Origin of the sequence: Salmonella sp. SJTUF15581 (assembly GCF_043356775.1) — a bacterium.
In the GTDB taxonomy this organism is placed as follows: domain Bacteria; phylum Pseudomonadota; class Gammaproteobacteria; order Enterobacterales; family Enterobacteriaceae; genus Salmonella; species Salmonella enterica.
This window is the reverse complement of sequence record NZ_JBEUJY010000017.1, coordinates 59,847-85,017: the sequence shown is the minus strand read 5'-3', so window position 1 is coordinate 85,017 and position 25,171 is coordinate 59,847. Positions and strand designations below refer to the sequence as shown.

The 25,171-nt window shown below is 56.1% G+C and carries 21 protein-coding genes; 3 read left to right on the top strand and 18 right to left on the bottom strand.

Annotated features, from left to right (window positions below; translation table 11 throughout):
- The 12 genes from ABVN36_RS21570 to torC all read right to left on the bottom strand — a co-directional run bounded on the left by ABVN36_RS21570 (window position 1) and on the right by torC (window position 12,217).
- Complete coding sequence (locus tag ABVN36_RS21570) at window positions 1-1,044, bottom strand: cytochrome c-type biogenesis protein CcmH (protein WP_079917296.1); 1,044 nt, start codon at window positions 1,042-1,044, stop codon at window positions 1-3.
- Window positions 1,041-1,598 (bottom strand): thiol:disulfide interchange protein DsbE, encoded by a 558-nt coding sequence (gene dsbE / locus ABVN36_RS21565; RefSeq protein ID WP_000828295.1) that lies wholly within the window; start codon window positions 1,596-1,598, stop codon window positions 1,041-1,043. The genes ABVN36_RS21570 and dsbE overlap by 4 nt, the downstream gene beginning before the upstream one ends.
- Window positions 1,595-3,526 (bottom strand): heme lyase CcmF/NrfE family subunit, encoded by a 1,932-nt coding sequence (locus ABVN36_RS21560; protein ID WP_023215043.1) that lies wholly within the window; start codon window positions 3,524-3,526, stop codon window positions 1,595-1,597. The genes dsbE and ABVN36_RS21560 overlap by 4 nt, the downstream gene beginning before the upstream one ends.
- The gene (gene ccmE, locus ABVN36_RS21555; RefSeq protein ID WP_023139029.1) at window positions 3,523-4,002 is read right to left on the bottom strand and encodes a cytochrome c maturation protein CcmE; all 480 of its coding nucleotides are present in this window, start codon (window positions 4,000-4,002) and stop codon (window positions 3,523-3,525) included. Before ccmE ends, ABVN36_RS21560 begins: the two co-directional genes overlap by 4 nt.
- Window positions 3,999-4,211 (bottom strand): heme exporter protein CcmD, encoded by a 213-nt coding sequence (ccmD, locus tag ABVN36_RS21550; RefSeq protein ID WP_023139030.1) that lies wholly within the window; start codon window positions 4,209-4,211, stop codon window positions 3,999-4,001. Before ccmD ends, ccmE begins: the two co-directional genes overlap by 4 nt.
- Complete coding sequence (locus ABVN36_RS21545) at window positions 4,208-4,945, bottom strand: heme ABC transporter permease (protein WP_023228369.1); 738 nt, start codon at window positions 4,943-4,945, stop codon at window positions 4,208-4,210. The genes ccmD and ABVN36_RS21545 overlap by 4 nt, the downstream gene beginning before the upstream one ends.
- Window positions 4,946-4,996: 51 nt before the next feature.
- Entirely contained in the window at window positions 4,997-5,656 is a 660-nt protein-coding gene (gene ccmB / locus ABVN36_RS21540; RefSeq protein WP_000990033.1) for a heme exporter protein CcmB, read from the bottom strand.
- Window positions 5,653-6,270 carry a cytochrome c biogenesis heme-transporting ATPase CcmA gene (gene ccmA, locus ABVN36_RS21535; protein WP_064441833.1) on the bottom strand — a complete coding sequence of 206 codons (618 nt, stop codon included), beginning with the start codon at window positions 6,268-6,270 and terminating at the stop codon, window positions 5,653-5,655. The genes ccmB and ccmA overlap by 4 nt, the downstream gene beginning before the upstream one ends.
- Before the next feature lie 5 nt (window positions 6,271-6,275).
- Window positions 6,276-7,676 (bottom strand): cytochrome-c peroxidase, encoded by a 1,401-nt coding sequence (locus ABVN36_RS21530; protein WP_023138223.1) that lies wholly within the window; start codon window positions 7,674-7,676, stop codon window positions 6,276-6,278.
- Between the two features lie 189 nt (window positions 7,677-7,865).
- Window positions 7,866-8,498, bottom strand: coding sequence for a molecular chaperone TorD (torD, locus tag ABVN36_RS21525; RefSeq protein WP_000595418.1), 633 nt, complete (start codon window positions 8,496-8,498; stop codon window positions 7,866-7,868).
- Window positions 8,491-11,043 carry a trimethylamine-N-oxide reductase TorA gene (gene torA / locus ABVN36_RS21520; protein ID WP_023138224.1) on the bottom strand — a complete coding sequence of 851 codons (2,553 nt, stop codon included), beginning with the start codon at window positions 11,041-11,043 and terminating at the stop codon, window positions 8,491-8,493. Before torA ends, torD begins: the two co-directional genes overlap by 8 nt.
- Window positions 11,033-12,217, bottom strand: a complete 1,185-nt coding sequence (torC, locus tag ABVN36_RS21515; protein WP_023138225.1) for a pentaheme c-type cytochrome TorC — start codon at window positions 12,215-12,217, stop codon at window positions 11,033-11,035. Before torC ends, torA begins: the two co-directional genes overlap by 11 nt.
- A gap of 129 nt (window positions 12,218-12,346) precedes the next feature.
- Between torC and torR the strand changes: the two genes are divergently transcribed.
- Window positions 12,347-13,039, top strand: coding sequence for a two-component system response regulator TorR (gene torR / locus ABVN36_RS21510; protein WP_001562512.1), 693 nt, complete (start codon window positions 12,347-12,349; stop codon window positions 13,037-13,039).
- On the opposite strand, the gene torT is transcribed toward torR, so the two are convergent.
- Entirely contained in the window at window positions 13,012-14,052 is a 1,041-nt protein-coding gene (gene torT / locus ABVN36_RS21505) for a TMAO reductase system periplasmic protein TorT (protein ID WP_001202038.1), read from the bottom strand. The two genes, torR and torT, sit on opposite strands and share 28 nt — an antisense overlap.
- 79 nt (window positions 14,053-14,131) lie before the next feature.
- On the opposite strand from torT, the gene torS reads away from it, so the two are divergent.
- Window positions 14,132-16,867, top strand: a complete 2,736-nt coding sequence (gene torS, locus ABVN36_RS21500) for a TMAO reductase system sensor histidine kinase/response regulator TorS (RefSeq protein WP_023138226.1) — start codon at window positions 14,132-14,134, stop codon at window positions 16,865-16,867.
- A gap of 104 nt (window positions 16,868-16,971) precedes the next feature.
- Here torS and ABVN36_RS21495 read toward each other — a convergent pair whose 3' ends face one another.
- The 4 genes from ABVN36_RS21495 to yidA form a co-directional block, all read right to left on the bottom strand.
- Window positions 16,972-18,099, bottom strand: coding sequence for a DUF4056 domain-containing protein (locus ABVN36_RS21495; protein WP_023138227.1), 1,128 nt, complete (start codon window positions 18,097-18,099; stop codon window positions 16,972-16,974).
- A complete protein-coding gene (locus ABVN36_RS21490; protein ID WP_023138228.1) occupies window positions 18,096-19,235 on the bottom strand; it encodes a BamA/TamA family outer membrane protein in 1,140 nt (379 codons plus the stop codon). The genes ABVN36_RS21495 and ABVN36_RS21490 overlap by 4 nt, the downstream gene beginning before the upstream one ends.
- Window positions 19,232-20,254 (bottom strand): hypothetical protein, encoded by a 1,023-nt coding sequence (locus ABVN36_RS21485; RefSeq protein ID WP_000747398.1) that lies wholly within the window; start codon window positions 20,252-20,254, stop codon window positions 19,232-19,234. The genes ABVN36_RS21490 and ABVN36_RS21485 overlap by 4 nt, the downstream gene beginning before the upstream one ends.
- A gap of 201 nt (window positions 20,255-20,455) precedes the next feature.
- Complete coding sequence (gene yidA / locus ABVN36_RS21480; RefSeq protein ID WP_000985571.1) at window positions 20,456-21,268, bottom strand: sugar-phosphatase; 813 nt, start codon at window positions 21,266-21,268, stop codon at window positions 20,456-20,458.
- A 439-nt stretch (window positions 21,269-21,707) separates the two neighbouring features.
- On the opposite strand from yidA, the gene ABVN36_RS21475 reads away from it, so the two are divergent.
- Window positions 21,708-22,400: a hypothetical protein gene (locus ABVN36_RS21475; protein ID WP_023138229.1), complete on the top strand. Its 693-nt coding sequence runs from the start codon at window positions 21,708-21,710 to the stop codon at window positions 22,398-22,400.
- A 350-nt stretch (window positions 22,401-22,750) separates the two neighbouring features.
- On the opposite strand, the gene gyrB is transcribed toward ABVN36_RS21475, so the two are convergent.
- Complete coding sequence (gyrB, locus tag ABVN36_RS21470; RefSeq protein ID WP_000072047.1) at window positions 22,751-25,165, bottom strand: DNA topoisomerase (ATP-hydrolyzing) subunit B; 2,415 nt, start codon at window positions 25,163-25,165, stop codon at window positions 22,751-22,753.
- Window positions 25,166-25,171 lie beyond the last annotated feature (6 nt).

Genomic DNA, 25,171 nt, shown 5'->3' with positions numbered 1-25,171 from the left:
TTATTTCTCCTGCGCCAGCCGGATACTGCGCTCTATCACCGCCCGCCGGGCGTCACCCGCCGGCAGCAGCTTCAGCATCATCTCCCAGGCCGCCACCGCCTCGCCAAAGCGCTGCTGCTCAAAGGCGCTGAACGCATACAGGCTTAACACCCGGATATCCGTGTGGTCGCGGCTCACCAGCCGGCGCAGCAGCTCCCCGCCGCGGCGGTTATCCTCCGGGTCGGACGAGCGCGTCAGCGCCTCCGCGTAGCCCAGCGCCGCATCGCGGTTTTCCGGGTCCAGGCGGTAAGCGTTCGCATACGCCCCGGTGGCGGTACCGGCATTACCCAGTACCATACCGGTGCGCCCCAGCATGAGCCAGCCCTCAACATTGCCGGCATCATTCTGCAGGCGGGTGCGCAGCCCCAGCGCCAGCCGCGCCATCTCCTCCTCATTCAGCGGCTGCGCCTGCGGGTCCAGCGCCCGCGCCAGCAGCCCCGGCGTCTGCGCCGTCGCCTGCTGCCAGGCCCTCACCTGCGGATAGCTGCCGGTCTGTGAGTAACTGATGGCGGCCACGACCAGCGCCATAACCACGCCCGGAAGATACACCCCCACCCCTGCGCGCGGTCCCGCCGCCGGAATGGCGTCAGCCAGGACGTCCTGTCTGATACGCACCCGCCGGCGCGTGCGGGCGACGATTATCCACCCGCCCGCCACGATGGCGGCCAGCGGCAGCACCCACAGCAGCACCGTCAGCGGGGTCAGCGGCGGGTCGTAGGTGACAAAGTTGCCGTAGCGCGCCACCATGTAATCGATGATTTCCTGGCGGCTCTTCCCCTCCTGCATCAGGTCATACACCCTGCGGCGCATGTCGGTGGCTATCATCGCGTTCGAGTCCGCAATGCTGTTGTTCTGGCATTTCGGGCAGCGCAGCTGCTCCGTGAGCTGGCGGAACTGCTGCTCCTGCGCTTCATCTTTAAACGGCATCACGTCGGTGGTTGCCCGCGCTGACCCGGAGATAACCAGCGCCAGCATCAGCATCACCATGCCCGGTAACAGTCTCATTGCGCCGCCTCCCGGCTGTATCTGTCCCACAGCGGTTTCAGTTCACTTTCCCATACCCGGGCATTCAAATCGCCCGCATGGCGGTAGCGGATAATCCCGTTGCCGTCGATGAGGAAGGTTTCCGGCGCGCCGTACACGCCCAGGTCCAGCCCCAGCATCCCGTCGCTGTCCGATAAACTCAGCGCATACGGGTTGCCCAGTTCTTTTAACCAGGCCACCGCCTTCGCCCGGTCGTCCTTATAGTTCAGCCCCACCACCCGGATACCCTGCGCAGAAAGCTGGTTCAGGTACTGATGCTCGGCGCGGCAGGTCGGGCACCAGGTGGCCCAGACGTTAAGCAGCACCGGTTTCCCCTGCGTCAGCACCTCCGCCTGATAGTACTGACCCGGCGTCTCCAGCGATTCCAGGCGGAACGCCGGCACCGGCTTTCCGGTCAGTGCCGATTCGAGATTCGTCGGGTCATCCCCCTGCGCGTTGCGCGCCAGCTGCCACAGCAGCGCCGCGGCAATCAGCAGAAAAATCAGCAGCGGTAATAACAGTACGTTGCGTTTCATCCGGCCTCCGGCAATGGTTTACGGCGGCGGTAGCGCGGGTCCGCCAGGCACAGCAGTCCGCCCAGCGCCATCAGCAGTCCCCCGGCCCATATCCAGCGGACAAACGGTTTGTAGTACAGGCGCACGGCCCACGCGCCGTTGTCCAGCTCCTCCCCGAGCGCGGCGTACAGGTCGCGGGTCAGCCCGCCGTCAATCGCCGCCTCGGTCATCACCATCCGGCTGGTGTTGTAGAGCCGTTTCTCCGCGTGCAGCACCGCCTCCGGCTCGCCGTGGCGCGTCACCCCGATGAGGGCCACCCCGCCGCGGTAGTTGGGGCCGGTGATGTCCCGCACCTCCCGGAAGGTGAAGCGGTAGTCGTGAATGGTCACGCTGTCGCCCGCCCGCATCCGCACGTCACGCTCCACGCTGTAATTCTGGCTGAAGGCGATGCCGGTAATCGTCACCGCCAGCCCGAGGTGCGCCGCCACCATTCCCCAGTAGCTGAGAGAGGTTTTCGTGCCGCGGGACACGCGCTGTACGGCTTCGGCCACCGCCAGCACCGCAATCCAGCAGGCCATCGCCATCCCCACCGCCGTCATGGCGATGATTTTATCTTCCAGCAGCCATGGCAAAAGTACCGACAGCACCAGGGTGGAGACCAGGGCGGTGAGCAGCAGTTTCCTGATGTTACGTGGCCGGTCCCGGCCCCAGCGCACTAAAGGCCCCACCCCCAGCAGCAGGGCAAAGGGGACCATCAGCCAGGTGAACATGGTGTTAAAGAACGGCTCCCCCACCGAAATGCTGCCCAGCCCCAGCTGTTTGTGCACCAGCGGCAGCAGGGTGCCCAGCAGCACCACCAGCATGGCGGCCATCAGCAGGACGTTGTTGCCGAGCAGCAGCGACTCGCGCGACCACAGCGTGTTGTTCACCCGCGAACGCACCCTGTGCCCGCGCACGGCGAACAGCAGCAGCGAGCCGCCGGTGACCAGCACCATAAAGGCGAGGATAAACATTCCGCGCGCCGGGTCGGAGGCGAAGGCGTGCACCGACACCAGCACCCCGGAGCGCACCAGGAAGGTGCCCAGCAGGCACAGCGAGAAGGCGCAGATGGACAGCAGCAGCGTCCACGCCTTGAAGCCGGCGCGCTGTTCCGTGACCGCCAGCGAGTGCAGCAGGGCGGTGCCCGCCAGCCACGGCATAAAGGAGGCGTTCTCCACCGGGTCCCAGAACCACCAGCCGCCCCAGCCCAGCTCGTAGTAGGCCCACGCCGAGCCGAGCACGATGCCCAGCGTCAGGAACACCCACGCCGCCAGCGTCCACGGGCGGGCAAAACGGGTGAACGCGCTGTCCAGACGCCCGCTCAGCAGCGCGGCGATGGCGAAGGCGAAGGCCACCGAGAAGCCGACATAGCCCATGTACAGCAGCGGCGGGTGGAAAATCAGCCCCGGGTCCTGCAGCAGCGGATTCAGGTCGCGCCCCTCCACCGGAAAGGCCGGCAGCGTGCGGGCGAACGGGCCGGAGGTGAACAGGATGAACGCCAGAAAACCGGCGCAGACCATCCCCATCACCGCCAGCACCCGGGCGACGATATCCGCCGGCACCTGCCGGCTGAACACCGCCACCGCCAGGGTCCAGCCGCTCATCAGCAGCACCCACAGCAGCAGCGAGCCCTCGTGCGCCCCCCAGGTGGCGGCCACCCGGTACCACACCGGCAGCTGCGTGTTCGAGTTGCCGGCGACATAGGCCACGGTGAAGTCGTTAACCACAAAGGCGTGCACCAGCACGAAAAACGCGCCCGCCACGCAGATGAACAGCAGCCAGGCGAACACCCCGGCCGACGCCATCATCCGCGCGTCGCCGCGCGCCACGCCCCACAGCGGGTAAACGGACAGCAGCAGCGCCACGCCGAGCGCCAGGCACAGCAGCGCGTGGCCGTATTCAGGCATCATGATGAGGTGTCCTTATCAGCGCGTTGCGGGCGGCGGTGGTTTTCCTGCATCGCCTTTTCCACTTCCGGCGGGGTGTAGTTCTCGTCATGCTTGGCCAGCACCTCGTGCGCCAGGACGTGGTTGCCCTTCTCCAGGGTGCCCTGCACCACCACCCCCTGCCCCTCGCGGAACAGGTCCGGCAGTATCCCCTCATAGCTCACCGTCACCGACCCTTCGGCGTCGTAGAGGCTGAAGTTCACCTTCAGCGAGTCCGGGTCGCGCCTGACGCTGCCGGGCATCACCATCCCGCCGACGCGCAGACGCTGGCCCGCCGCCGGCAGCTGCTGCGTCTCGCGCTTGCCGTAGAGAATTTCGCCGGGGGTATAGAACAGGTCGATATTCGCGCGCAGCGCGTACAGGACCAGGGCGGTGGTCAGCGCCAGGCCCGCCAGCACCGCGCAGACCACCCGTAACCGGTTTTTACGTCGCAGGTTCACGCGGCCTCCTGTTGCGCCTGTGCGGCACGCATCCGCGCCTCGCGCGCCTGCTGCTGCGCCACGCTGCGCAGAATGGCCCGGCGCTGCAGCACCGTGTGCAGCGCCAGCAGCGCCAGCGGCGCCACGGTCATCGCCACCGCCAGCCAGACAAAAAAGGCGTACCCGCCCATGGCGAAAAAATCGCTCCACGATGAAAATGCCGGACTCACCGGTGCCCCCTTTTCAGTATCAGTTCGCTCACCCACGGGCGGCGTTTTTCCATCAGTAAAATCAGGTTGCGCATCCGCATCAGCGAAAGCGTCATAAAAAGCAGCAGGTAGCCGGCGATGGCCCAGCGCAGCGGCGAGCGCATCGCCGGGTCGATGCTCTGCTGCATCCGCGTCGAGCCCTGGTGCAGGGTGTTCCACCACTCAACGGAGTAATGAATGACAGGCAGGTTCACCACGCCGACCAGCACCAGAATGCCCGCCGCGCGCCCGGCCATTTTACGGTCGTCAAAGGCGTGCCACAGGGCGATGACCCCGGCGTAGAGAAACAGCAGCACCAGCTCCGAGGTCAGGCGCGCGTCCCACACCCACCAGGTGCCCCACATCGGTTTGCCCCACGCCGCGCCGGTGACCAGCGCGATGAAGGTGTACACCGCCCCCACCGGCGCCATCGCCGCGACGGCAAGGGTGGCCATTTTCATCTGCCAGACCAGCCCGGTAAACGCCGCCACCGCCATCGCCGCATAGATACCCATCGACCAGATGGCCGCCGGGACATGCAGGTACATAATGCGGTAGCCCTCCCCCTGCTGGTAGTCCGCCGGGGCGAAACCAAAGCCCCGGACCCAGCCCGTGGCCAGCGCGATGATGCCGGCTGCCGCCAGCCACGGCACGAGCCTGCCGCAAATCTGATACAGCCGGGGCGGCGCCGCCAGCTGATGAAGGGTTTTCCACATAGTCGTCACCTGACCTCCTGAAACCAGTAAAATGTCCGTCGCGCCGGGGCGCTACTGCACGCTGAGGCGCAGCGCCGCCGCGGTGGCGAAGGGGCTTAACGTCGCGCTGCCCGCCAGCAGCGCCCCCAGCACCGCCAGATAGCCGTCAGCGGGTAAATGCATCGATGCCGCGTCCATCGCCGCGGCGGCGAAAATCAGCACCGGGACACTCAGCGGCAGCACCAGAATGCCCAGCAGGACGCCGCCGCGCCGCAGCCCGGCCGTCAGCCCGACGCCCGGCGCGGCGAGAAACCCCAGCGCCGGCGTGCCGAGCAGCAGCGTCAGCGCCATGATTTTCCAGCCGTACACGTCCATCCCCAGCAGCAGCGCCACCAGCGGGGAGAGCATAATCAGCGGCAGGCCGGTCACCGCCCAGTGGGCCAGCACCTTCGCCAGCACCACCGCCGGCAGCGGCACCGGCAGCAGCATCAGCTGCTCCAGGCTGCCGTCCTGCAGGTCGTCGCGAAACAGCCGCTCCAGCGCCAGCAGCGAGGCCAGCAGCGCCGCCACCTGGATGATGCCCGGCGCGATACGCGCCAGCAGCTGCGGCTGCGGCCCGACGCTTAACGGAAACAGGGTGATGACCATCAGGAAGAACCACAGCGGGCCGGCGATGTCCGCGCCGTGGCGGAACGCCACGCGCAGTTCGAGACAGAAGACACGCCACATCACAGCCCTGCCCCCCCGCCGGTCAGCGCCAGACGGCGGACGGTGTCCGCGGCCCCCGGCAGCGGCTGGTGGGTGGTGAGAATGACCATCCCGCCCTGCGCCGTGTGCGCCGCCATCCGCCGGGTGAGGCGCGCCACGCCGTTAACGTCAATGGCGGTGAACGGCTCGTCGAGCACCCACAGCGCGGCGCGGGTCAGCCACAGGCGGGCCAGCGCCACCCGGCGCTGCTGCCCGGCCGAGAGCCGGGCGACCGGCACGTCCTCAAATCCCGCCAGCCCGGCCTGCGCCAGCGCCTCCGGGAGACGCGCGCCGTCGCCGGGGTGGAAAAAGTGCAGGTTCTCCCGCGCCGTCAGGCGGGTTTTTATCCCCGGCTGGTGCCCTATCCACAGCAGGCTGCGATGGAAGCTGTCGCGCACGCGGCGCAGGGGTTCGCCCTGCCAGTACACCTCGCCGCCGTCCGGGCGCGCCAGCCCGGTCAGCAGGCGCAGCAGGGTGGTTTTTCCGGCGCCGTTGCCGCCGGTGACCTGCACCCACTCCCCGGCGTCCACGGTGAACGACAGTCCGCGAAACAGCGTCCTCTCGTCCCGCTCGCAGTGCAGATCTCTGGCTTCAAGCATCATTGTCATTGCGCATATTCAGGTTGATATGGCGTATAAACACCGGTCAGGCTTTCCAGGAAGGCGACGATATCGTCAATATCGTTTTGCGGCAGATCGGTGCCAACCTGGTAACGCAGCATCAGTTTTACCGCGCCATCCAGCGTCGGTACGTCGCCCCGATGGAAATAAGGCGCTGTTAACGCGACGTTGCGTAAGCCTGGGACTTTTTGCCGTAATTTATCGCGAACCTCTTTGGTGACGTTCATACGACCAATATCCGCTGCGGTAATTTCGCCAAAATTAAAGTCTCGCTTTAATCCCAATGGTTCAAAAGAGCGCCCGCCTAAAATGATACCGCCGTGACAGGTTGCACATTTATTCTCTTTAAATAATTGATAACCGTGTTTCTGTTGCGCGGTCAGCGCATTTTCATCTCCACGTAGCCATTTATCAAAGGCGGAATCCGGCGTTATCAACGTTTTTTCGAATTCGGCGATCGCATCAGTAATATTTTCCCCGGTAAATCCTTGCGGATAAACCGCCTGGAAATCTTTTTTCAGGACAGGATCTTTATCAAGCTTGCTAATAATTTCATCCCAGGATTTAGAAGCCATTTCAATAGGATTTAACGGCGGTCCACCTGCTTGCTCCTGCAGGGTTGCAGCACGGCCATCCCAAAATTGTTCGATATTAAATACGGAGTTGAATACCGTTGGCGCATTTATTGGCCCTACCGCGCCGCCAACGCCAATTGAGGTTTTTCTGCCATCGACACCGCCCGCATTTAACGCGTGACAATGCGCACAGGATATTGTGCTGTCGCCGGATAAACGTTCATCATGATAAAGACGGAAACCTAAGTCGACTTTTTTCGCATCGACGGGAATATTGCGCGGAATAGGCTGAACGGGTTCATTCCGGTGCGCGGGGTCGGTATCAGCGCTGGCATAGTTGCGCTCACGCTGATCGGCTATCCAGTTCAGGATGTCAGCACGCTCTTTATCGCTGACGCCCCCCGCCCAGTGCAGCGCGACATAGCGGGTTGGCGGCATAGTCTGATGTTGCATAACCCATTCAATTTTATTCAGTTCGCTTTGCGGCACCGGCGTATCCGCAATCAGGGCGGCCCGTACCGCCTCCAGATTAAACGATTTGTAGCCAAGCTGGATATCGTAATCCATTAGCTGCTTTGCCACCGGAAAAGAGGAATAAAAAGGTAATTCAGCGGAAGGCGTATGACAATAATCACATCCTTTCTCCCTGAAATAACCCAGTATTTTATTATTTTCACCCACAACCGAGGCCTGCACATCGCTTTTTTTACTGCGCTGTTTGTCGTAATACCATACATACCCGGACAAACCTAAATAACATAACAGCCCAACGGTGATAACCGTTGTCGCATAGAGGGTAATTTTTTTCATATCACTATCCTTATGGGGTATTGCGGCATGATTAATTAAATTTTATTTTTTTACTCATGAGGCCCGTCAATACTAAATACAAACCCATCATGGATATTGATTGGTATCAATAATTACAATTGGCTAAACCTATAGATATGATAACCCCCGACTATCGTAAGATTTATTTTGCGATGCCCGTCACAGGGTTTATTCAGCCGCAACAATGGATAAATCCTCTTTTCCGTCATCAAAACGAACGATAGCCAACAATAATTGACTTAACGCAGCATAAAAACCATAGGAATCATGCTTAAGGCAATTATTTGTAAATTCCGGAAGCCATTCCAGTAATGACGACAATGTTTTCTGGCGTAATTTATTCATTCTCCGTTGTTGGAACGATTCACCCAATGAAAAATGTAAATGGCTGAGTAATTCCAGATAAATCGCCAGGTGGTCGGCCGGCTCTTTAAAATCGTCGTTGACTTCCATCCCGGCTTCAAGCAATAAATGTTTAATCATGCCGGGTTCCTGCTGCGGGTATTGCGAGGCGTAGGGCAAGGCCGATTTTTTATCCGTCATCAGGAACAATCCGCAAAAATCTGCGGCCAGCTCCAGCTGCGCATCCTGGCGCAGGCTAAGCGCGGCAATTTTTTGTTCGAGTAACGCCACCGACGCCGCCAGCGCAGGCTGACGCTTTAACAGCGCCAGCCAGTCCGCGATCTCCGCGGACTGTAATTGTATTAACCCTTCATCATCCACTTCCCGGAAAAAGAGTAACGCCAGCCATGCATATACGCAGGCGTACTGTTCCTGAGCAAGCGCTGGCTGCTTAATCATGCGGATTCCCCTGCGATGCGGGTACATATTCACACTGCGCGACCATCTCGAGCGGACCGTTAAACGCCGTGACGTTATCAATAGGGCCGGTATATTTTTCAATTTCCACCAGCGTCGTATGCGCGCTGGTCGCCTGCGCGAGCTGTGATGTACCGATATCCAGCGTTAATACGTTAGGGTTGCCGTACTTACATAACGCGTTGAGATCGCCGCCTTTATCAGGATCGTACCAGGCGCCTTCATGAATTCGCGCCACGCCCGGCGCATAGCGATCGGAAACTACCGCCCCCGCCAGTACCTGCCCGCGTGCATTGAATACCCGCACAATGTCACCGTTGCGGATCCCGCGCGCGCTGGCATCCTGTGGGTTAATAAAGACCGGCTCCTTGCCGCCAACGGCATATTGCTGACGCAGCGTTTCCGACTCGCACAGTTGGGAATGCAGACGGAAATCAGGGTGGACGGATTGTAAGTGCAGCGGCCAGCGCTGCGATCCCGGCCCGCCATGCGAGCGTTCGATTTTTTCGAACCACATGGGATGGCCCTGACAATCGTCGTATTGCATGTCGGCGATCGTTTTGGAGTAAATCTCGATCAAACCGCTTGGCGTGCCCAACGGCTCCAGGTCCGGATCTTCACGGAAAGCCTGATGGCGCACAAACATCTGCGGATGATCAAACTCGATGTACTCCTGTTGATTCCAGAACACCTCGAAAGTCGGTAAGTGGATACCGCGACCTTTTCCCTGCTGGCTCCCTTCCTGCCAGATGCGTTTCAGCCAGCCCATTTCATCAAGACCTTCCGTGAATGCCGCTTCACGGTTAAAGCGTCGGCAGAGATCGCGGAAAATATCAAAGTCGTTACGCGCTTCAAACTGCGGCGACACCACCTGTTTCATGGCGATAATCCCGCGGTTAGAGTGATTGCCGAACTGATCGAGGTCGTTACGCTCAAATTGGGTGGTAGCCGGCAAAACGATATCCGCAAAGCGGCAGGTCGACGTCCACTGGTTATCAATAGCGATGACCGTTTCCAGCTTGCGCCACCCTTCAATTATGCGGTTAATTTGTTGGTGTCGGTGGAACGGGTTGGTCCCGGCGAACACGCACATCTTCAGCGGCGGTAATTTAACCGATTTGCCGTTCCAGTTAATGACCTTGCCCGGTTCAAGAATGGCATCCATAAAACGCGCAATAGGAATGGTGCTGCTGTAGCCTTTGTAATCCGTGCTGTCGTGTACTGGCGGAACGGTCGTCGAACCGGAAAAGCCGCTTAAAATGATCCCTTTACGGCCAGGCGTCCCGGCGCCGTTGTAGTGCCAGCCAAAACCAAAGCCGCCGCCCGGTAAACCAATCTGTCCCAGCATTGCCGCCAGCACGACGACCATCCATGACCACTGTTCGCCATGCTGCATACGTTGTACGCACCAGCCAGCGATGATTTGCGTTCTGTCGCCCGCCATCTGCCGCGCCAACGCGCGGATGGTGTCGGCGTCAATACCGCACAGTTTTTCCGCCCAGGCGGCATCTTTGGGCTGTCCATCTTTTTCGCCCAGCAAATAGGGGAGGAACTGGTCAAAACCGACGCAGTAGTTATCGAGGAAATTTTTATCGTACAGTTTCTCGCTGTACAGCGTATGCGCCAGCGCCAGTTGTAACGGGACATCCGTCTGCGGGTTAATGGCGATATGTTTGACCTTATCGCGCCCCAGATAATCGTGCGTGGAGGTGACGACCGGGTCGATGCTGATGACCGAGATAGCGCCGCTGGCAACCTTCTCTTTTAATTGTTCATAGTACTGATAGACATCGTGATCCGGGCACCACCAGTTTGCCTGCTGGTTTTTCACCATATCAGAACCCCATAGCACAATCGTTTTACTGTTCTGTAAAACCAGAGGCCATGACGTTTGCTGCTCGTACACTTCCATTGAACCCACCACGCGCGGCAGAATCACCTGCGCCGCGCCGGTCGAATAGTCTCCTCCCGTGCTGACGCTATTGCCATGTAGCGCAATCGCGCGCGCCAGCATCCCGGAGGCGTTATGGAACATGCCGGTAGATTGCCAGCCGCTCGCCGTCAGTAGCGCGCTCGGCCCGTAGGTTTTTTGCACCCGCTCCAGTTCCTGATAGAACAGATCCAGCGCTTCATCCCAGGAGACGCGCACAAAACGATTATCGCCGCGCTGCGAGGTGTCGCTTTGATGACCTTTGCGCATCCAGTCGACGCGCACCATCGGATAGCGAATACGCGCCGCGTTGTGGACGTGATCGGGCAGGCCGGCGATCATTTTGGACGGGTATTTATCCTGTTCAAACGGTTTTGCCGCCACAAATCGACCGTCAACCACCGTGGCGCGAATCGCCCCCCAGTGAGAGCCGGTAAGGATACCCTCTTTCGTCGCGGCGCCTGGCGCAACGGCATCCGCTGCGCGGGCGCTACGGGGCGTCAGCAGTGACGGCCCCAGCATTCCTGCCACCGTCAAACCGCCAAGCTGCGCCAGAAAACGTCGACGAGAGACGTGTAACGAGTCCTTATTTTTCATTGTGTTCTCCCTTATCGCTGTGCGGCGTGTTGGTGGTATCAGACGCATTCATCTGGAGATATTTCAACAAGGTACGTTCTTCACGCTTATCCAGACTGGTGAAACCGATCATGCCGTTGAGCGTGCCGATCCAGCCGTTAGCGTCAAAGTGCGCTTTGTCCGGCGCGCCGTGACACTGATTACAGGTGCCGTTATAGAGGGAGTCGGCATAGGCCCAAATCGGTTTAATGTCATTTACCATGTCGCCTTTCTGCATCCACGCGGTTGCCTGTAATTTGCTCCACTGAGTATTGGTCGCCGCGACGGTAGTCTCTTCCAGCGTTTTCACATGCTGTTGCACATCGCCGCGAATCGAGGCGACAAAAATACGTTTACCGGGCAGCTGCGTCAGCACGCGCTGGCGACCGTCCGTCTCCGCCCAGCCTTCGATTTGCACTTGCAGCCAGTCACCGTCCCGTTTAAGAACTTTCACTTCAGAAGCAGGTAACAGCGAACCTGCCGGTTCTTTATCGCCTTTAGCGGCGTAAATCGGCTTGATATCCAGCGAATAGAGCGTATCGCCGTCATTATGCGTACTGGCGCTGGCGCGCAGTTCATCAAACTGTTTGCGGAAACCGCTGCTCATATCCGGTAGCTGGTGGGCAATCCCTTTATGACAGTCGATACAGGACTGATTTTCTTTCGCGGCGATTTTCATTTGCCGCGCCGCTTCCGGGTTCTGTTTCGCGTGATCCATCGCATCGTAGTTATGGCAGGAACGACAGGTCGCGGAGTTATTCTCTTTCATGCGCGCCCATTCACGCTCGGCAAGCTCGGCACGTTTGGCTTCAAATTTTTCCGGGGTATCAATCGAGTGGGCGATAAATGTCTGGTAAAGATCGTTGCTGGCTTCCAGCTTACGTTTCACCATGCCTGGAATATCAGGGGGGATATGGCAATCGTGGCATTCCGCGCGTACGCCGGAAGCGTTCTGGAAATGTACAGACTGTTTATATTCCTGATACACCGGCTGCATACTATGGCAGCTGACGCAAAACTCTGTCGTACTGGTCAGTTTGATACCGACGTGAGGTAACACGATCAGCGCAACGCCGATCACAATCCCGACAATGACCAGCGCCAGTATCGACCAACGGGCGCTTGGCCTGAGTAGCGCTCTCCAGAGTTTTCGCATAATAGCCCCTGTAATTATATGGTTTAATGCGCAGATCTTATTCCGCAAATATGAACAGCGTCACTGGTCAGGATGAACGGGATACGGCAATATATGAACAGATATGAACAGAAAGAGACCGCGCGCAGGATGTCACATCACATTGTTATTGTTGAGGATGAACCTGTTACTCAGGCCAGATTACAGGCCTATTTTGAGCAGGAGGGATATCGCGTTTCGGTGACCGACAGCGGCGCGGGCCTGCGCGACATCATGGAGCATGAGCACGTTTCGCTGATCCTGCTGGATATCAACCTCCCCGATGAAAACGGGTTGATGCTGACCAGGGCGCTACGCGAACGCTCCACGGTGGGCATTATTCTGGTGACGGGGCGTTGCGACCAAATCGACCGCATCGTCGGGCTGGAGATGGGCGCGGACGACTACGTCACCAAGCCGCTGGAACTGCGCGAGCTGGTAGTGCGGGTGAAAAACCTTTTGTGGCGCATCGATCTGGCCCGCCCCACGCCGCAAAATGCCAGTGAAAACTGCTATATGTTTTCCGGTTACTGCCTGAACGTGATGAATCACACGCTGGAGCACAATGGTGAAGCCATTAAGCTTACGCGCGCGGAGTACGAGCTACTGCTGGCCTTTGTGACCAACCCAGGCAAAGTGCTGCATCGCGAACGCCTGCTGCGAATGCTTTCCGCCCGCCGCGTAGAGACTCCGGATCTCCGCACGATTGATGTCCTGGTTCGCCGCTTACGTCATAAAATTACGCCGGAACTGCTGGTCACACAGCATGGCGAAGGCTACTTTTTAGCCTCGGAGGTGTATTGATACAGATAGACGGGCCGAAATCCCGGAGGCGATAGCGAACGGCGAACGCGCGCGCTGTCGGCGTTGTTATGCGTCAAAATAAGCACCGGCGGGCTGATATTTTCAGGCACCGGTTGCCCCTGTAAGACCTTAATCGACTGCGTTATCGCTAATTCGCCCTGCCAGGCCATCTGATCGCTGAGCGCCATCAGGATATGGCCGCGTTTTAAACCGCGATAAACCTGATGCGTCAGATAAAATGAGACGATCGTGAGCGGAGTCGTCAAATTTCGCCCTTCGCCCATCGCCGCCTCCGCCGCTATCGCCGACCCGGCGACCACATTGGCGTCCGGATGGCGCTCCAGCATTTCCTGGAGTAAGTTTCGTTGCACTTCAATGTCGTTATCGCCCCAGGCGATATCCACAATGTTGATGGCGCTGCCTTTAATTGCCTGACGAAAACCCGCCACCATCTCCTGACTGCCGCCGGCTTCTTCCGGCCCCGGGAAGAGTAAAACGTTAAGCGCTTTTCCTTTGCTCCACTGCACCAGGAAACGTCCCGGCAGATACCCCATCTGAAACCACGGCAGACCAACGCGGGTTGCGACGCTGGCATCGTGAATCATGTTCACCAGTTCAATAACCGGCACATTACCGGCATACCGTTCCAGTTCCGGGAAACGATCGGTACTGCTGCCAAGCAGAATAGCGTCGGCGCCCCACTCCCGGCACTGCATCATTTGCTGTTGTTGCGTCGCCAGTTGCCGATAGCCATTCGCTTCCAGCACTTTTAAATCAACGCCATACAATTTGGCCGCTTTTTGCATCCCGTAGTTGACGGACAACCAGTAAGAATCTTTCAGGCTGGGGTATAATGCGCACAGTTTCCAGGGTTTACTCGCATTGACTGACGTTTGCCGCCAGGGAATCGCCCGATCGGCGCGCGTCCAGTGTAGCAGTCCGGTTTCGGCTGACGCCGTTTCTACATTCGAGACGATGATTATCAAAAAAAAGAACGAAATAAGCGCGCGCATGATAGCCCCACCAGCAACAAGGTTTTATCCTAATGGTTTTTCCGGCGGCAACTCAACCCATTTCACCCGCGGCGCATAAATGTCAACGCCTTCACTGACCCGCAGATTATGGCTGGCCTTCGCCCTGATGGCGGCACTCACCCTGCTCAGCACCGTGATCGGCTGGATAAGCCTGCGCGTCATTAGTCAGGTGGAGCAAACCAATACGCAAGCGCTGCTCCCCACGATGAATATGGCCAGGCAGTTAAGCGAAGCCAGCGCTTACGAGCTCTTTTCTGCGCAAAATCTGACCAATGCCGACAGTGAGGGCGTTTGGCTGGCGCAGGGGAAGATGCTGAAAGCGCAAAGCCTTAAAATTAACCATCTTTTGCAGGCATTAAGCGAGCAGGGATTTAATACCTCGGCCATCGCCCGGCAAGAAAAAGAGATTGCGCAAACGCTTGGGCAACAGGGAACACTGGTCGGTGAAATTCTCACGCTGCGCGCACAGCAACAGCAGTTAAGCCACCAGATTGCGGAGGCAGCGGAAAGCATTGCCGCCCAGGCTCACGGTCAGGCCAATAATGCCGCGACATCTGCGGGCGCCACCCAGGCCGGTATTTACGATCTTATCGAAAGCGGTAAAGGGGACCAGGCTGAACGCGCGCTTGACCGATTGATTGATATCGACCTCGAGTATGTGAATCAGATGAATGAGTTGCGGGTCAATGCCCTGCGGTTTAAGCAGCTCATTGTGACCTTAAAAGACGCGCAAGGGCTGAGCGATGCCGAGGACACCGATGAAAAACTTAATCAGTTGGTTAAAATTTTATCCCGCCGCCAGCAGCGTATAGAAGATCCTACCGTTCGCGCCCAAATCGCCGACGCGCTGGAGAAAATAAATCAGTACACCACACTGGTTACTCTGTTTCGTAAGGAAAACGCCATCCGCGACCAGCTTCAAACGCTTATGGCCAATAACCTCTTTCAGTTTACCCGCTTCAGTACGGAAGTGTCGCAGTTGGTGAATGCCATCGAAAAACGAAACGAGGCTGGGTTAGCGCGTCTTACACACGCCAGTCAGCGTGGGCAAATAGGGTTAGTGATCTTAGGTATCCTGGCGCTGTGCTCATTAAGTTTTATTCTTTGGCGAGTGGTTTACCGTTCCGTATCCCGCCCGCTGGCGCAACAAACGCAGGCCTTACAGCGGCTACTGGAGGGCGATATTGACTCACCGTTTCCGGAGGCGGCTGGCGTCAGCGAACTGGATACCATCAGCCGTCTGATGGAAGCGTTTCGCGCCAACGTGCGCAAATTGAACCGCCATCGTGAGGATTTGGCGGAACAGGTGCGATCGCAAACGGCGGAGCTTCATGCGCTGGTGCTGGAACACCGGCAGGCGCGCGCCGAAGCGGAAAAGGCCAACGAGGCGAAATCGACGTTCCTTGCCGCCATGAGCCATGAAATTCGCACGCCGCTTTACGGCATTCTCGGTACGGTACAATTGCTGGCCGATAAACCGCTCATGGCAAACTACCGCGACGACTTACAGGCCATTAATGATTCAGGCGAATCGCTACTGGCGATTCTTAACGATATTCTTGATTACTCGGCGATTGAAGTAGGCGGCACCAACGTTTCTATTAGCGAGGAGCCGTTTGAACCGCGACAATTGTTGAATAGCGCGCTGCATTTAATGCACAGCCGCGTGCAGGTGGCGCTCATCGCCGACTTTAGCGAGCAACTCCCCTCCACGCTACAAGGCGATCCGCGCCGGATACGTCAAATTGTGATTAATCTTTTAAGTAATGCGGCGAAATTTACCGATCGCGGCAGCATAGTGCTGCGCACGTTTTGCGACGATCAGAGCTGGTTTATTGAGGTTGAAGATACCGGATGCGGTATTCCTGAAGCGAAGCTGACGGCTATTTTCAAACCGTTTGTGCAGGCGACAGGACGCCGGGGCGGGACGGGCCTGGGGCTGGCTATCAGCGCCAGCCTGGCAGAAGCGATGGGCGGGACGCTAACCGTCACCAGTACGCTTCATGTTGGCAGTTGTTTTCGTTTACAACTGCGGGTTCGCCACCCCAAACCCGCAAGCAAAAATGCGTTCAGGGAACCGGTAAATCTTAACGGATTACGCCTGTTGCTGATTGAAGATAATATGCTGACGCAGCGTATTACCGCTGAAATGCTCACGGGCAAAGGGGTGAAGGTCTCAGTAGCTGAAAGCGCGAATGACGCGCTACGCTGTTTAGCCGAAGGCGAGTCCTTTGATGTGGCGCTGGTGGATTTTGATTTACCGGATTATGACGGCTTAACCCTGGCGCAGCAGTTGATGAGTCAGTATCCCGCCATGAAACGCATTGGTTTTAGCGCGCATGTGATAGACGATAATCTTCGTCAGCGTACCGCCGGTCTTTTCTGCGGGATTATTCAAAAGCCCGTTCCCCGCGAGGAGCTTTACCGTATGATAGCGCACTATTTACAGGGCAAATCTCACAACGCGCGGGCGATGCTGAATGAACATCAGCTTGCCGGCGATATGGCGTCTGTCGGCCCGGAAAAACTCCGGCAATGGGTCGCGTTATTCAAAGACAGCGCGCTGCCTTTAGTCGAGGAGATCGAGGCGGCGCGCGCCATGAATGACGACGTTAACATTAAGCGGCTGGCGCATAAATTAAAAAGCGGCTGCGCCAGCCTGGGGATGACGCAGGCAACCGAAGCCTGTCGGGAGCTGGAATTGCAACCGCTTAGCGATATAGATATTAAAACTATCGTGACGCAGGGAGTGACGGCGCTCGACGCATGGATAGCCGGTCATCCTTCGCCATAATAGCTTCCGGCTCGCCAAACGACGCATTTCACATCACCAGTTATCAGAACATAAAACAGTACGCCGAGGGTATAAGAGGGAAATAGCCTACGGCTACTGCCTGTTTAATGATTCTGTGTTTTTTCGTCCTGTAGCCGTGCCTGCTCCGCCAGGGCGGCAAAATCTTTTTCGCTGTAATAGTGCGCGGGAGGCGGTAGCTGCGCCATATCCTCGCTGGGCCACAATTGTAGTTGCGCCAGCGTGCTAAGCTGGATACCGCGCCAGCGATGGGGCAAGCTCAGTGGCAATAGCGGCATTATCTCGCCAGGAATGGCGGTCGGCAGGCGGTCATCGCCCATCTGATAATTACGATGCAGCACCAGATATTTTTCCGGTACCCGCCGCTGGCTGTTCCACCAACGGCCATCAAGCATATCAAACTGAAAACGGGTGATCTGCGCCGGCTGCGCTGCCAGCTGCGTCAGCGCTTGCCGCAGCGCAGTTTCCATCGCCGTGTTGTACATCTCTTGCGTTTTCGTCTGGCCGCCGACAATTAAAGACGCCGCCAGACGGGCACCCGCGAGGTTAGAATAGAGATCTTCCGGCGAAAAGGCCGATACTCCCTCAGAAAATCCGCGAACAGACTCGAAACCGTACCATTGGGCGATTTCGTGCCACTCCGCCACCTGGAACGCCAGATGCGCCGACAGCCAGGCGGCCAGCGTGTAACGCTCGCGTGCATCGACCGGAGGGGTAAAAGCAGTAAAAACCAGACGCCGTTCGGCCAGCTCCTCGCCCAGATTCAGCGTAAAAGCCTGCCCCAGCTTTGGTAGTAGTTGGCTGAAGATATACACTGTCATATCAGCGGTATCCCGCACATGTGCGGTGTCGATGAATCCGCCACGCAAGGTATACACAATACCGTTATTCTCACCGCTAAGGCCAATCAGGTTTGCCACGCCCGAGTACAGATGGTCGTTGTACTGATGATGCCCCAGCGAGTCTACCGTCACGACGTTATTTAACTGATAAAACGGAACCGGCAGTCCCAGCAGCTCGGCATGCAGGTCGTAACCAAAAGCGCAACACGGACGCAACCCCTTTGGCAGTGGCTGCGGCGGCATCGTCGGCCAGGCTTCACTGGCAACTGGCATTGGGAGAGAGGACAGATAGAGCGTCAGTGGTAAGGCGGCGCGGGCGCTCCCCGCCAGAAACAGCAGCGCCAGAAAGATAACCCGAACGACGGACCTCAAAATGCTTCTCCTACCTGAAAATAAAAACCGCTGCTAGCTTTGCCCACGCCGTAATCCAGCCGCACGTTGACGCGCGGCTTGAACTCAAAGCGATAGCCCACGCCCGCAGAAGGCAGCCATCGCCCGTCATCCAGATGGTGCAAAGACGATCCCATGGTGCCCGCGCCCACCCAACCGACAACGCCATGCCGCCAGCTCAGCTTATGGCGATATTCCAGCTGACCGCTGATAGCATTTTTATCGCGATAGCGCCCTTCATAATAGCCGCGCATACGATGGTTACTGCCCAGCAGCGGCAGCATATTCCACGGCACATCACCCTGAGTAAAGGCGCCGTCCGTTTCCCAGGCCAGCACATCTTTATCATTGACGGCATGGTAACGACTATAGTGCAGTTGGTATTCATCAAACCGCGTATCGCTACCGACGTCCGGTGCGAAGTGGGTATAGCGAAGGGTGGCATACTGCCCTTTGCGTGGGTTAGGTATAAAATCACGATCATCCCAGCTAATCTCAACGCTACCGCCGTTACTCAGTGAAGAACAGCCCTGCGCTGTACTTTGAATTTTGGGCGGATCGGTCTCATCAATTTGCGCGGCGTGCTGTATATCCAGCGTCCAGCCAACGCCAAGATAGATATTGTTGACCAGCCGACGATACAGCATGGGTTGCAGATCCAGCACCTGCGCAGTATAGGCCTGCTTATGGCTGTCTTTATCACCGGCGGCAAAACCCTGTCCCCAATAGTAAGTGGGCGTGTCGCTCAATGCGCCAGTGAGGAAGAAACGCCAGCGATCTTGCGCGAAAAAAGCGTAATTTTGCAGGCTTACGCCAAAAGCGCCTGTGGAGCTGAAATAGCCGCTCAGCGACAGCGTGGATACCTGGCTAACCTTATCGGCAGGATCGGGGCGATACATACCGACGATGGCGGTGCCGATGCCCAGCCCCAGTTCAGGGGTATAAAATGGCCCGGGCATTACTCCCCAGTTGACGCCTTTGGCGGCATCGTAAGTATCGCTATCCCCCATTTGTTGTAGCCAGCCGTCCACCTGACTGCGGCTGGGCAGCGCCGCCTGCGCCACGCCGGACAGCACACCGGCGACGCAAAGCAACAGTCGGCAATGGCAGCGGTTCAAAAGCGGTACTCACCGGCCACAAAGAAGCTATTGCGCTCGGCAAAGCCAAACTCAGTGGTAACGTTGAAATGGCGGGTTATTTCATACTGAGCGCCCAGCAGCATGTTCCACGGTGATTGTAGATGCTGTTTGACGTCAAAGCGGCCGTTATTGTTATAGTTAGCCATACTCACCAGCCTTTGTAGCGTCGCTGACGGCATGGTCAGGTCGTCGAGGCTGCCTTTAAACTCCTGCTGCACATCCTGATACATGCTGCCGACCCAGACGTTTAGCTTGCCCGACGGCAGATGCATCTTATCTATACCCGGGGTGGTAAAACGGTAACCAACGCGAGGTGAGACGGTAAAGGCATCGATGCTGCCATCAAGGATATCGAACTGTGTCTGGGTGTAGTTAGCATCAACAGCGGTAAACCAGTTACCTACGCCGCCGACCAGCGTGGTGCCGATGCCATAGGTAGTGCCTTTAAAGTCGAGTTTAAACTTGAGGTTTTGCAGATCGGCGGGATGAAAAACGTGGCCATTTTTCGTCATCAACCCAACACCAATTTGCGAAATGGAATGACCATCGGTATAGCCCACCAGGCCGTACACATTCATAAATGGCAGCAGCCAGGCATCCAGCTTGACCGTTTCGGTCTTGCTCTTTTCACGGGTATGACCGACGTTAATTTTAAATGCGTTATCTAATGGAATTCCCCCGTTGGGACCTAAAGCCAGGCCATTAAAGTTGATGCTATCAACGTTAATATTCTGCCCAATATTCATGTAGTTAATATTGAGACCAAATGGCTCGGGAAGCTCATAGCCACGCTTTCGGGCTTCATCACCCAGAAAAGGCAACACTGATGTACTGGCAGGCTTTGCCACCGGCGTTGTCGCGACTGGCGGTGTGGCAGCAGATGGGACGTCATCCTGATAGCTATAAACAGGCGACAGGTTCGCCGGGGGGCTGGTAGCCGCCCAGGTAGAAAAAGCCATAGCGGGCAGCGCCAACAGCAAAAGGGAGCGTTTTTTCATAATGATGAAGCGTTTATTCTGGCGAGAAGCGCCGCCGGATCGAAAGGAGGAGGGAGAATATAGTAATCGTCGCCTGGTGGGCGGGATTTCTGTGCGAATTAATCTTTTGAAATAAAAAACTATTTTCTACAACGTCTTTGTTGCAACACATTAGCTTCATGAGTGGAACTATCGGCCCGACGGCGATCGGGCCGGAGTGAATCAGGACAGAACATGTTGTTCAATCGCCCAGGCAACACCATCTTCAAGGTTCGATTTAGTCACAAAGTTAGCCACCTCTTTGACCGACGGAATGGCGTTGTCCATTGCCACGCCCATGCCGGCGTATTCGATCATCGCAATGTCGTTTTCCTGATCGCCAATCGCCATCACCTCCTCTGGCTTAATACCCAGCGCCTCGGCCAGTGATTTTACGCCGGTGCCTTTATTAACCCGTTTATCGAGGATTTCAAGGAAGTACGGCGCACTTTTCAGCACGGTGTACTTTTCCTTCACCTCTGCCGGTATACGCGCAATCGCCCGGTCGAGAACGGCAGGCTCATCGATCATCATAACTTTCAGGAACTGGGTGTTCGGGTCCATCTTCTCCGCTTCACAAAATACCAGCGGAATGGTCGCTACATACGACTCATGCACCGTGTAGTAGCTGATATCGCGGTTAGCGGTATAAAGCGTATTTCGGTCTAATGCGTGGAAGTGAGAACCCACCTCACGGGACAGTTTTTCCAGGTAACGGTAGTCATCATAGCTGAGCGCCGTTTGCGCAACCGTACTGCCGTCCCCTGCCTTCTGCACCAGCGCCCCGTTATAGGTGATGCAATAATCGCCGGGCTGTTCCATGTGAAGTTCTTTCAGGTAACTGTGCACACCCGCATACGGACGGCCTGTGGTCAGCACCACATTTACCCCTTTTTCACGCGCAGCGGCAATCGCGTTTTTAACCGCCGGAGAAATGGTGTGATCGGGCAGCAGAAGGGTGCCATCCATGTCGATAGCAATAAGTTTGATAGCCATGAAATCCCCGCATTAAATGAGTCCTGACTCATGCTAACGCGATTCCGCTCAAAAAACAGCAAAAGAGTCAGGGATAAAGGGGGATAAACTCTGGAAAAAGGATTCCTCTTTTGTCCGACATGATGAGGAGTTTAACGGTCTTTACAATGGTTGCTTCTATTGTGCATTGGCCGATTTATCAGGCAATAACATACAGAAAAATAAAGGAGGTTATTGGGAAACTCACCGTCTATAGAAGAAAAAGAGACTGAGTGTCCCGTTAAACCATTTGAGGAATGAATAATTTGATGACAATTACCGTTAGTACTCTCTGAAAAAAATAAAAATAACACAGCTTTCGATTAAACGGCACACCGGTAAGAAAGCGCAGATAGAAAAAATAGCAATAAAATTAGCGGCGTGGTAATAATAACGAATATGACATGTAAGGAATACATTCATGAAAATAATTAAAATAATATCAGCCATTGCCATGAGTTATTTTTTAAGCGGTTGTATGACGTCATCTTTACTCGATACTATAAAAACGGAAAGCGCACCCACGACAGAAGTCTGGAAAATAGATGAAATAAAAAGTATCAAACCATCAACGACCACAAGCGGAGAGAAAACGTGGACATTTGTTGGTGAAGACAATAATTATCAACTTGATATAAAAGATGATAATATCAACACAACAACCAGAAATTTCGTCACTTTACTGAATAATCCTCATATCGATAAAAGAATTATCGAATTTTCCAAACAGCTTTACTGTTCTACCGATAGTAAAAAAGGGAACAAACAAAATGAGTTTCATTGCGTCCGCCCTTCAGATATTAGCTACAGCTATAAGTCTTTGACAGAAGAAGAAAAATCAAAAGTCAGAGAGGCATTTTTTGTACATGAAAACGACCCTGGCAGTCCTTTTTATTTTACGTTAGCAGGAAAAATCCAACCCAAAGATGCCGATAATGAAAATGAAATATTACTAAAATCTTCCCATAAAATAAATTTCACACGTGATAAGAAGCATTTCTCGGCTAAGGTTTTATTAATGCCATTCTCTATTATTGGCGATGTTGTCACTGCGCCCTTCCAGGCAATTGGCTATATTATTATCATGAATTCTTTACCGGCGATGCGCTACTAACAATAAAGAATGCCTGAATGTATTCAGGCATTCTATGTCAGCCTTACCTTGTCGGATGGCGGAGTAAATACTCTATCCAACCAGCAAAGTATCTTTAATGCTAAACAATGGAAAATACATCAAGGATATATTATGAACAAATTATTAGAAATATTAATTTTAACGATACTTGTAGTGGCTATAATTCTTTATATTGGATATGTCATTGTATTGCACTCACTACCCCCAATGCGTTACTAAATCTCAGACTGCTGACAAACCTTCCAGGCGCTGTTAAATGTTGGGATTCGCTCCCCTCAACCTACAGACTAAATCTCTCCCTTATATAAGGGAGAGATTACGCGGGAATATTAAATATCGATATTCGCTGCTTTCAGGGCGTTCTCTTCGATAAAGGCACGACGCGGCTCAACGGCATCACCCATCAGCGTGGTGAACAGCTGGTCGGCAGCAATCGCATCTTTGACGGTCACACGCAGCATACGGCGGCTTTCCGGGTCCATGGTGGTTTCCCACAGCTGATCCGGGTTCATTTCACCCAGACCTTTATAACGCTGGATAGCCAGACCGCGACGTGATTCTTTCACCAGCCACTCCAGCGCCTGCTCGAAGCTGGTTACCGGCTGGCGACGCTCGCCGCGTTCGATAAACGCGTCCTCTTCAATCAGACCGCGCAGCTTCTCGCCCAGCGTGCAGATACGACGATATTCAGCGCCGGTCACAAACTCGTGATCCAACGGATAATCGGTATCCACACCATGCGTACGCACGCGAACGATCGGCTCGAACAGATTCTGTTCCGTATTAGTATGAACATCGAACTTCCACTGACTGCCGTGCTGCTCTTTCTCGTTCAGCTCGGTAATCAGCGCATTCACCCAGCGCGTTACAGTCTGCTCATCAGAAAGATCGGCTTCGGTCAGAGTTGGCTGATACACCAGCTCTTTGAGCAGCGCTTTCGGGAAGCGACGCTCCATACGACCAATCATTTTCTGCGTGGCGTTATATTCAGAGACCAGTTTTTCTAACGCTTCGCCGGATAGCGCCGGCGCATGAGCGTTCGCGTGCAGAGTAGCACCGTCAAGCGCGATGGAAATCTGGTACTGATCCATCGCTTCGTCGTCTTTAATGTACTGTTCCTGCTTGCCTTTCTTGACTTTGTACAGCGGCGGCTGCGCAATGTAGACGTGGCCGCGCTCGACGATTTCCGGCATCTGACGATAGAAGAAGGTCAACAGCAGCGTACGGATGTGCGAGCCGTCGACGTCCGCATCGGTCATGATGATGATGCTGTGATAGCGCAGCTTGTCCGGGTTGTACTCGTCGCGACCGATACCGCAGCCCAGCGCGGTGATCAGAGTCGCCACTTCCTGAGAGGAGAGCATCTTGTCGAAGCGCGCTTTCTCGACGTTGAGGATTTTACCTTTCAGCGGCAGAATCGCCTGGTTCTTGCGGTTACGCCCCTGCTTCGCAGAGCCGCCCGCGGAGTCCCCTTCCACCAGGTACAGTTCGGACAGCGCCGGGTCGCGTTCCTGACAGTCCGCCAGTTTGCCCGGCAGACCGGCTAAATCCAGCGCGCCTTTACGACGGGTCATTTCACGGGCGCGACGCGCCGCTTCACGCGCACGCGCGGCGTCGATAATTTTGCCGACGACGATTTTTGCGTCAGATGGGTTTTCCAGCAGGTATTCGCTCAGCAGTTCGTTCATCTGCTGTTCTACCGCCGATTTCACCTCGGAAGAGACCAGCTTATCTTTGGTCTGTGAGGAGAATTTCGGGTCCGGTACTTTTACGGAAACCACCGCAATCAGACCTTCACGGGCATCGTCGCCGGTGGCGCTGACTTTGGCCTTTTTGCTGTAGCCTTCTTTGTCCATATAGGCGTTCAGCGTACGGGTCATCGCCGCACGAAAGCCTGCCAGGTGGGTACCGCCGTCGCGCTGCGGAATGTTGTTGGTAAAGCAGTAGATGTTTTCCTGGAAACCATCGTTCCACTGCAGCGCTACTTCCACGCCGATACCGTCTTTTTCGGTGGAGAAGTAGAAGATATTCGGGTGGATCGGCGTTTTATTCTTGTTCAGATATTCAACAAACGCCTTGATGCCGCCTTCGTAGTGGAAATGATCTTCTTTGCCATCGCGCTTGTCGCGCAGGCGGATGGAGACGCCTGAGTTCAGGAATGACAGTTCACGCAGGCGTTTCGCCAGGATCTCATATTCAAATTCAGTGACGTTGGTGAAGGTTTCGTGGCTCGGCCAGAAACGTACCATCGTGCCGGTTTTATCGGTATCGCCAGTGACGGCCAGGGGTGCCTGCGGCACGCCGTGCTCGTAGATCTGACGGTGAATTTTGCCATCTCGCTGGATAACCAGTTCCAGTTTTTGCGACAGAGCGTTGACTACCGAGACGCCCACGCCGTGCAGACCGCCGGAGACTTTATAGGAGTTATCGTCAAATTTACCGCCCGCGTGCAGAACGGTCATGATCACTTCCGCCGCCGAGACGCCTTCTTCCGGGTGAATACCGGTCGGAATGCCACGGCCATCATCCGTTACGGACACGGAGTTATCGGCGTGAATAGTCACGACGATATCTTTACAGTGACCCGCGAGCGCTTCGTCGATAGCGTTATCTACCACCTCGAATACCATGTGGTGCAGACCGGTGCCGTCATCCGTGTCGCCGATATACATACCCGGGCGCTTACGCACCGCATCCAGCCCTTTCAGGACTTTGATACTGGAGGAGTCATAAGAATTCGACATCAACGT

What these genes read in the sequence shown, in the direction of transcription:
- ABVN36_RS21570 (WP_079917296.1), bottom strand. Translation starts at nt 1,044, where the DNA reads ATGAGACTGTTACCGGGCATGGTGATGCTGATGCTGGCGCTGGTTATC.
- dsbE (WP_000828295.1), bottom strand. Translation starts at nt 1,598, where the DNA reads ATGAAACGCAACGTACTGTTATTACCGCTGCTGATTTTTCTGCTGATT.
- ABVN36_RS21560 (WP_023215043.1), bottom strand. Translation starts at nt 3,526, where the DNA reads ATGATGCCTGAATACGGCCACGCGCTGCTGTGCCTGGCGCTCGGCGTG.
- ABVN36_RS21545 (WP_023228369.1), bottom strand. Translation starts at nt 4,945, where the DNA reads ATGTGGAAAACCCTTCATCAGCTGGCGGCGCCGCCCCGGCTGTATCAG.
- ccmA (WP_064441833.1), bottom strand. Translation starts at nt 6,270, where the DNA reads ATGCTTGAAGCCAGAGATCTGCACTGCGAGCGGGACGAGAGGACGCTG.
- ABVN36_RS21530 (WP_023138223.1), bottom strand. Translation starts at nt 7,676, where the DNA reads ATGAAAAAAATTACCCTCTATGCGACAACGGTTATCACCGTTGGGCTG.
- torD (WP_000595418.1), bottom strand. Translation starts at nt 8,498, where the DNA reads ATGATTAAGCAGCCAGCGCTTGCTCAGGAACAGTACGCCTGCGTATAT.
- torA (WP_023138224.1), bottom strand. Translation starts at nt 11,043, where the DNA reads ATGAAAAATAAGGACTCGTTACACGTCTCTCGTCGACGTTTTCTGGCG.
- torC (WP_023138225.1), bottom strand. Translation starts at nt 12,217, where the DNA reads ATGCGAAAACTCTGGAGAGCGCTACTCAGGCCAAGCGCCCGTTGGTCG.
- torR (WP_001562512.1), top strand. Translation starts at nt 12,347, where the DNA reads ATGTCACATCACATTGTTATTGTTGAGGATGAACCTGTTACTCAGGCC.
- torT (WP_001202038.1), bottom strand. Translation starts at nt 14,052, where the DNA reads ATGCGCGCGCTTATTTCGTTCTTTTTTTTGATAATCATCGTCTCGAAT.
- torS (WP_023138226.1), top strand. Translation starts at nt 14,132, where the DNA reads ATGTCAACGCCTTCACTGACCCGCAGATTATGGCTGGCCTTCGCCCTG.
- ABVN36_RS21485 (WP_000747398.1), bottom strand. Translation starts at nt 20,254, where the DNA reads ATGAAAAAACGCTCCCTTTTGCTGTTGGCGCTGCCCGCTATGGCTTTT.
- yidA (WP_000985571.1), bottom strand. Translation starts at nt 21,268, where the DNA reads ATGGCTATCAAACTTATTGCTATCGACATGGATGGCACCCTTCTGCTG.
- ABVN36_RS21475 (WP_023138229.1), top strand. Translation starts at nt 21,708, where the DNA reads ATGAAAATAATTAAAATAATATCAGCCATTGCCATGAGTTATTTTTTA.
- gyrB (WP_000072047.1), bottom strand. Translation starts at nt 25,165, where the DNA reads ATGTCGAATTCTTATGACTCCTCCAGTATCAAAGTCCTGAAAGGGCTG.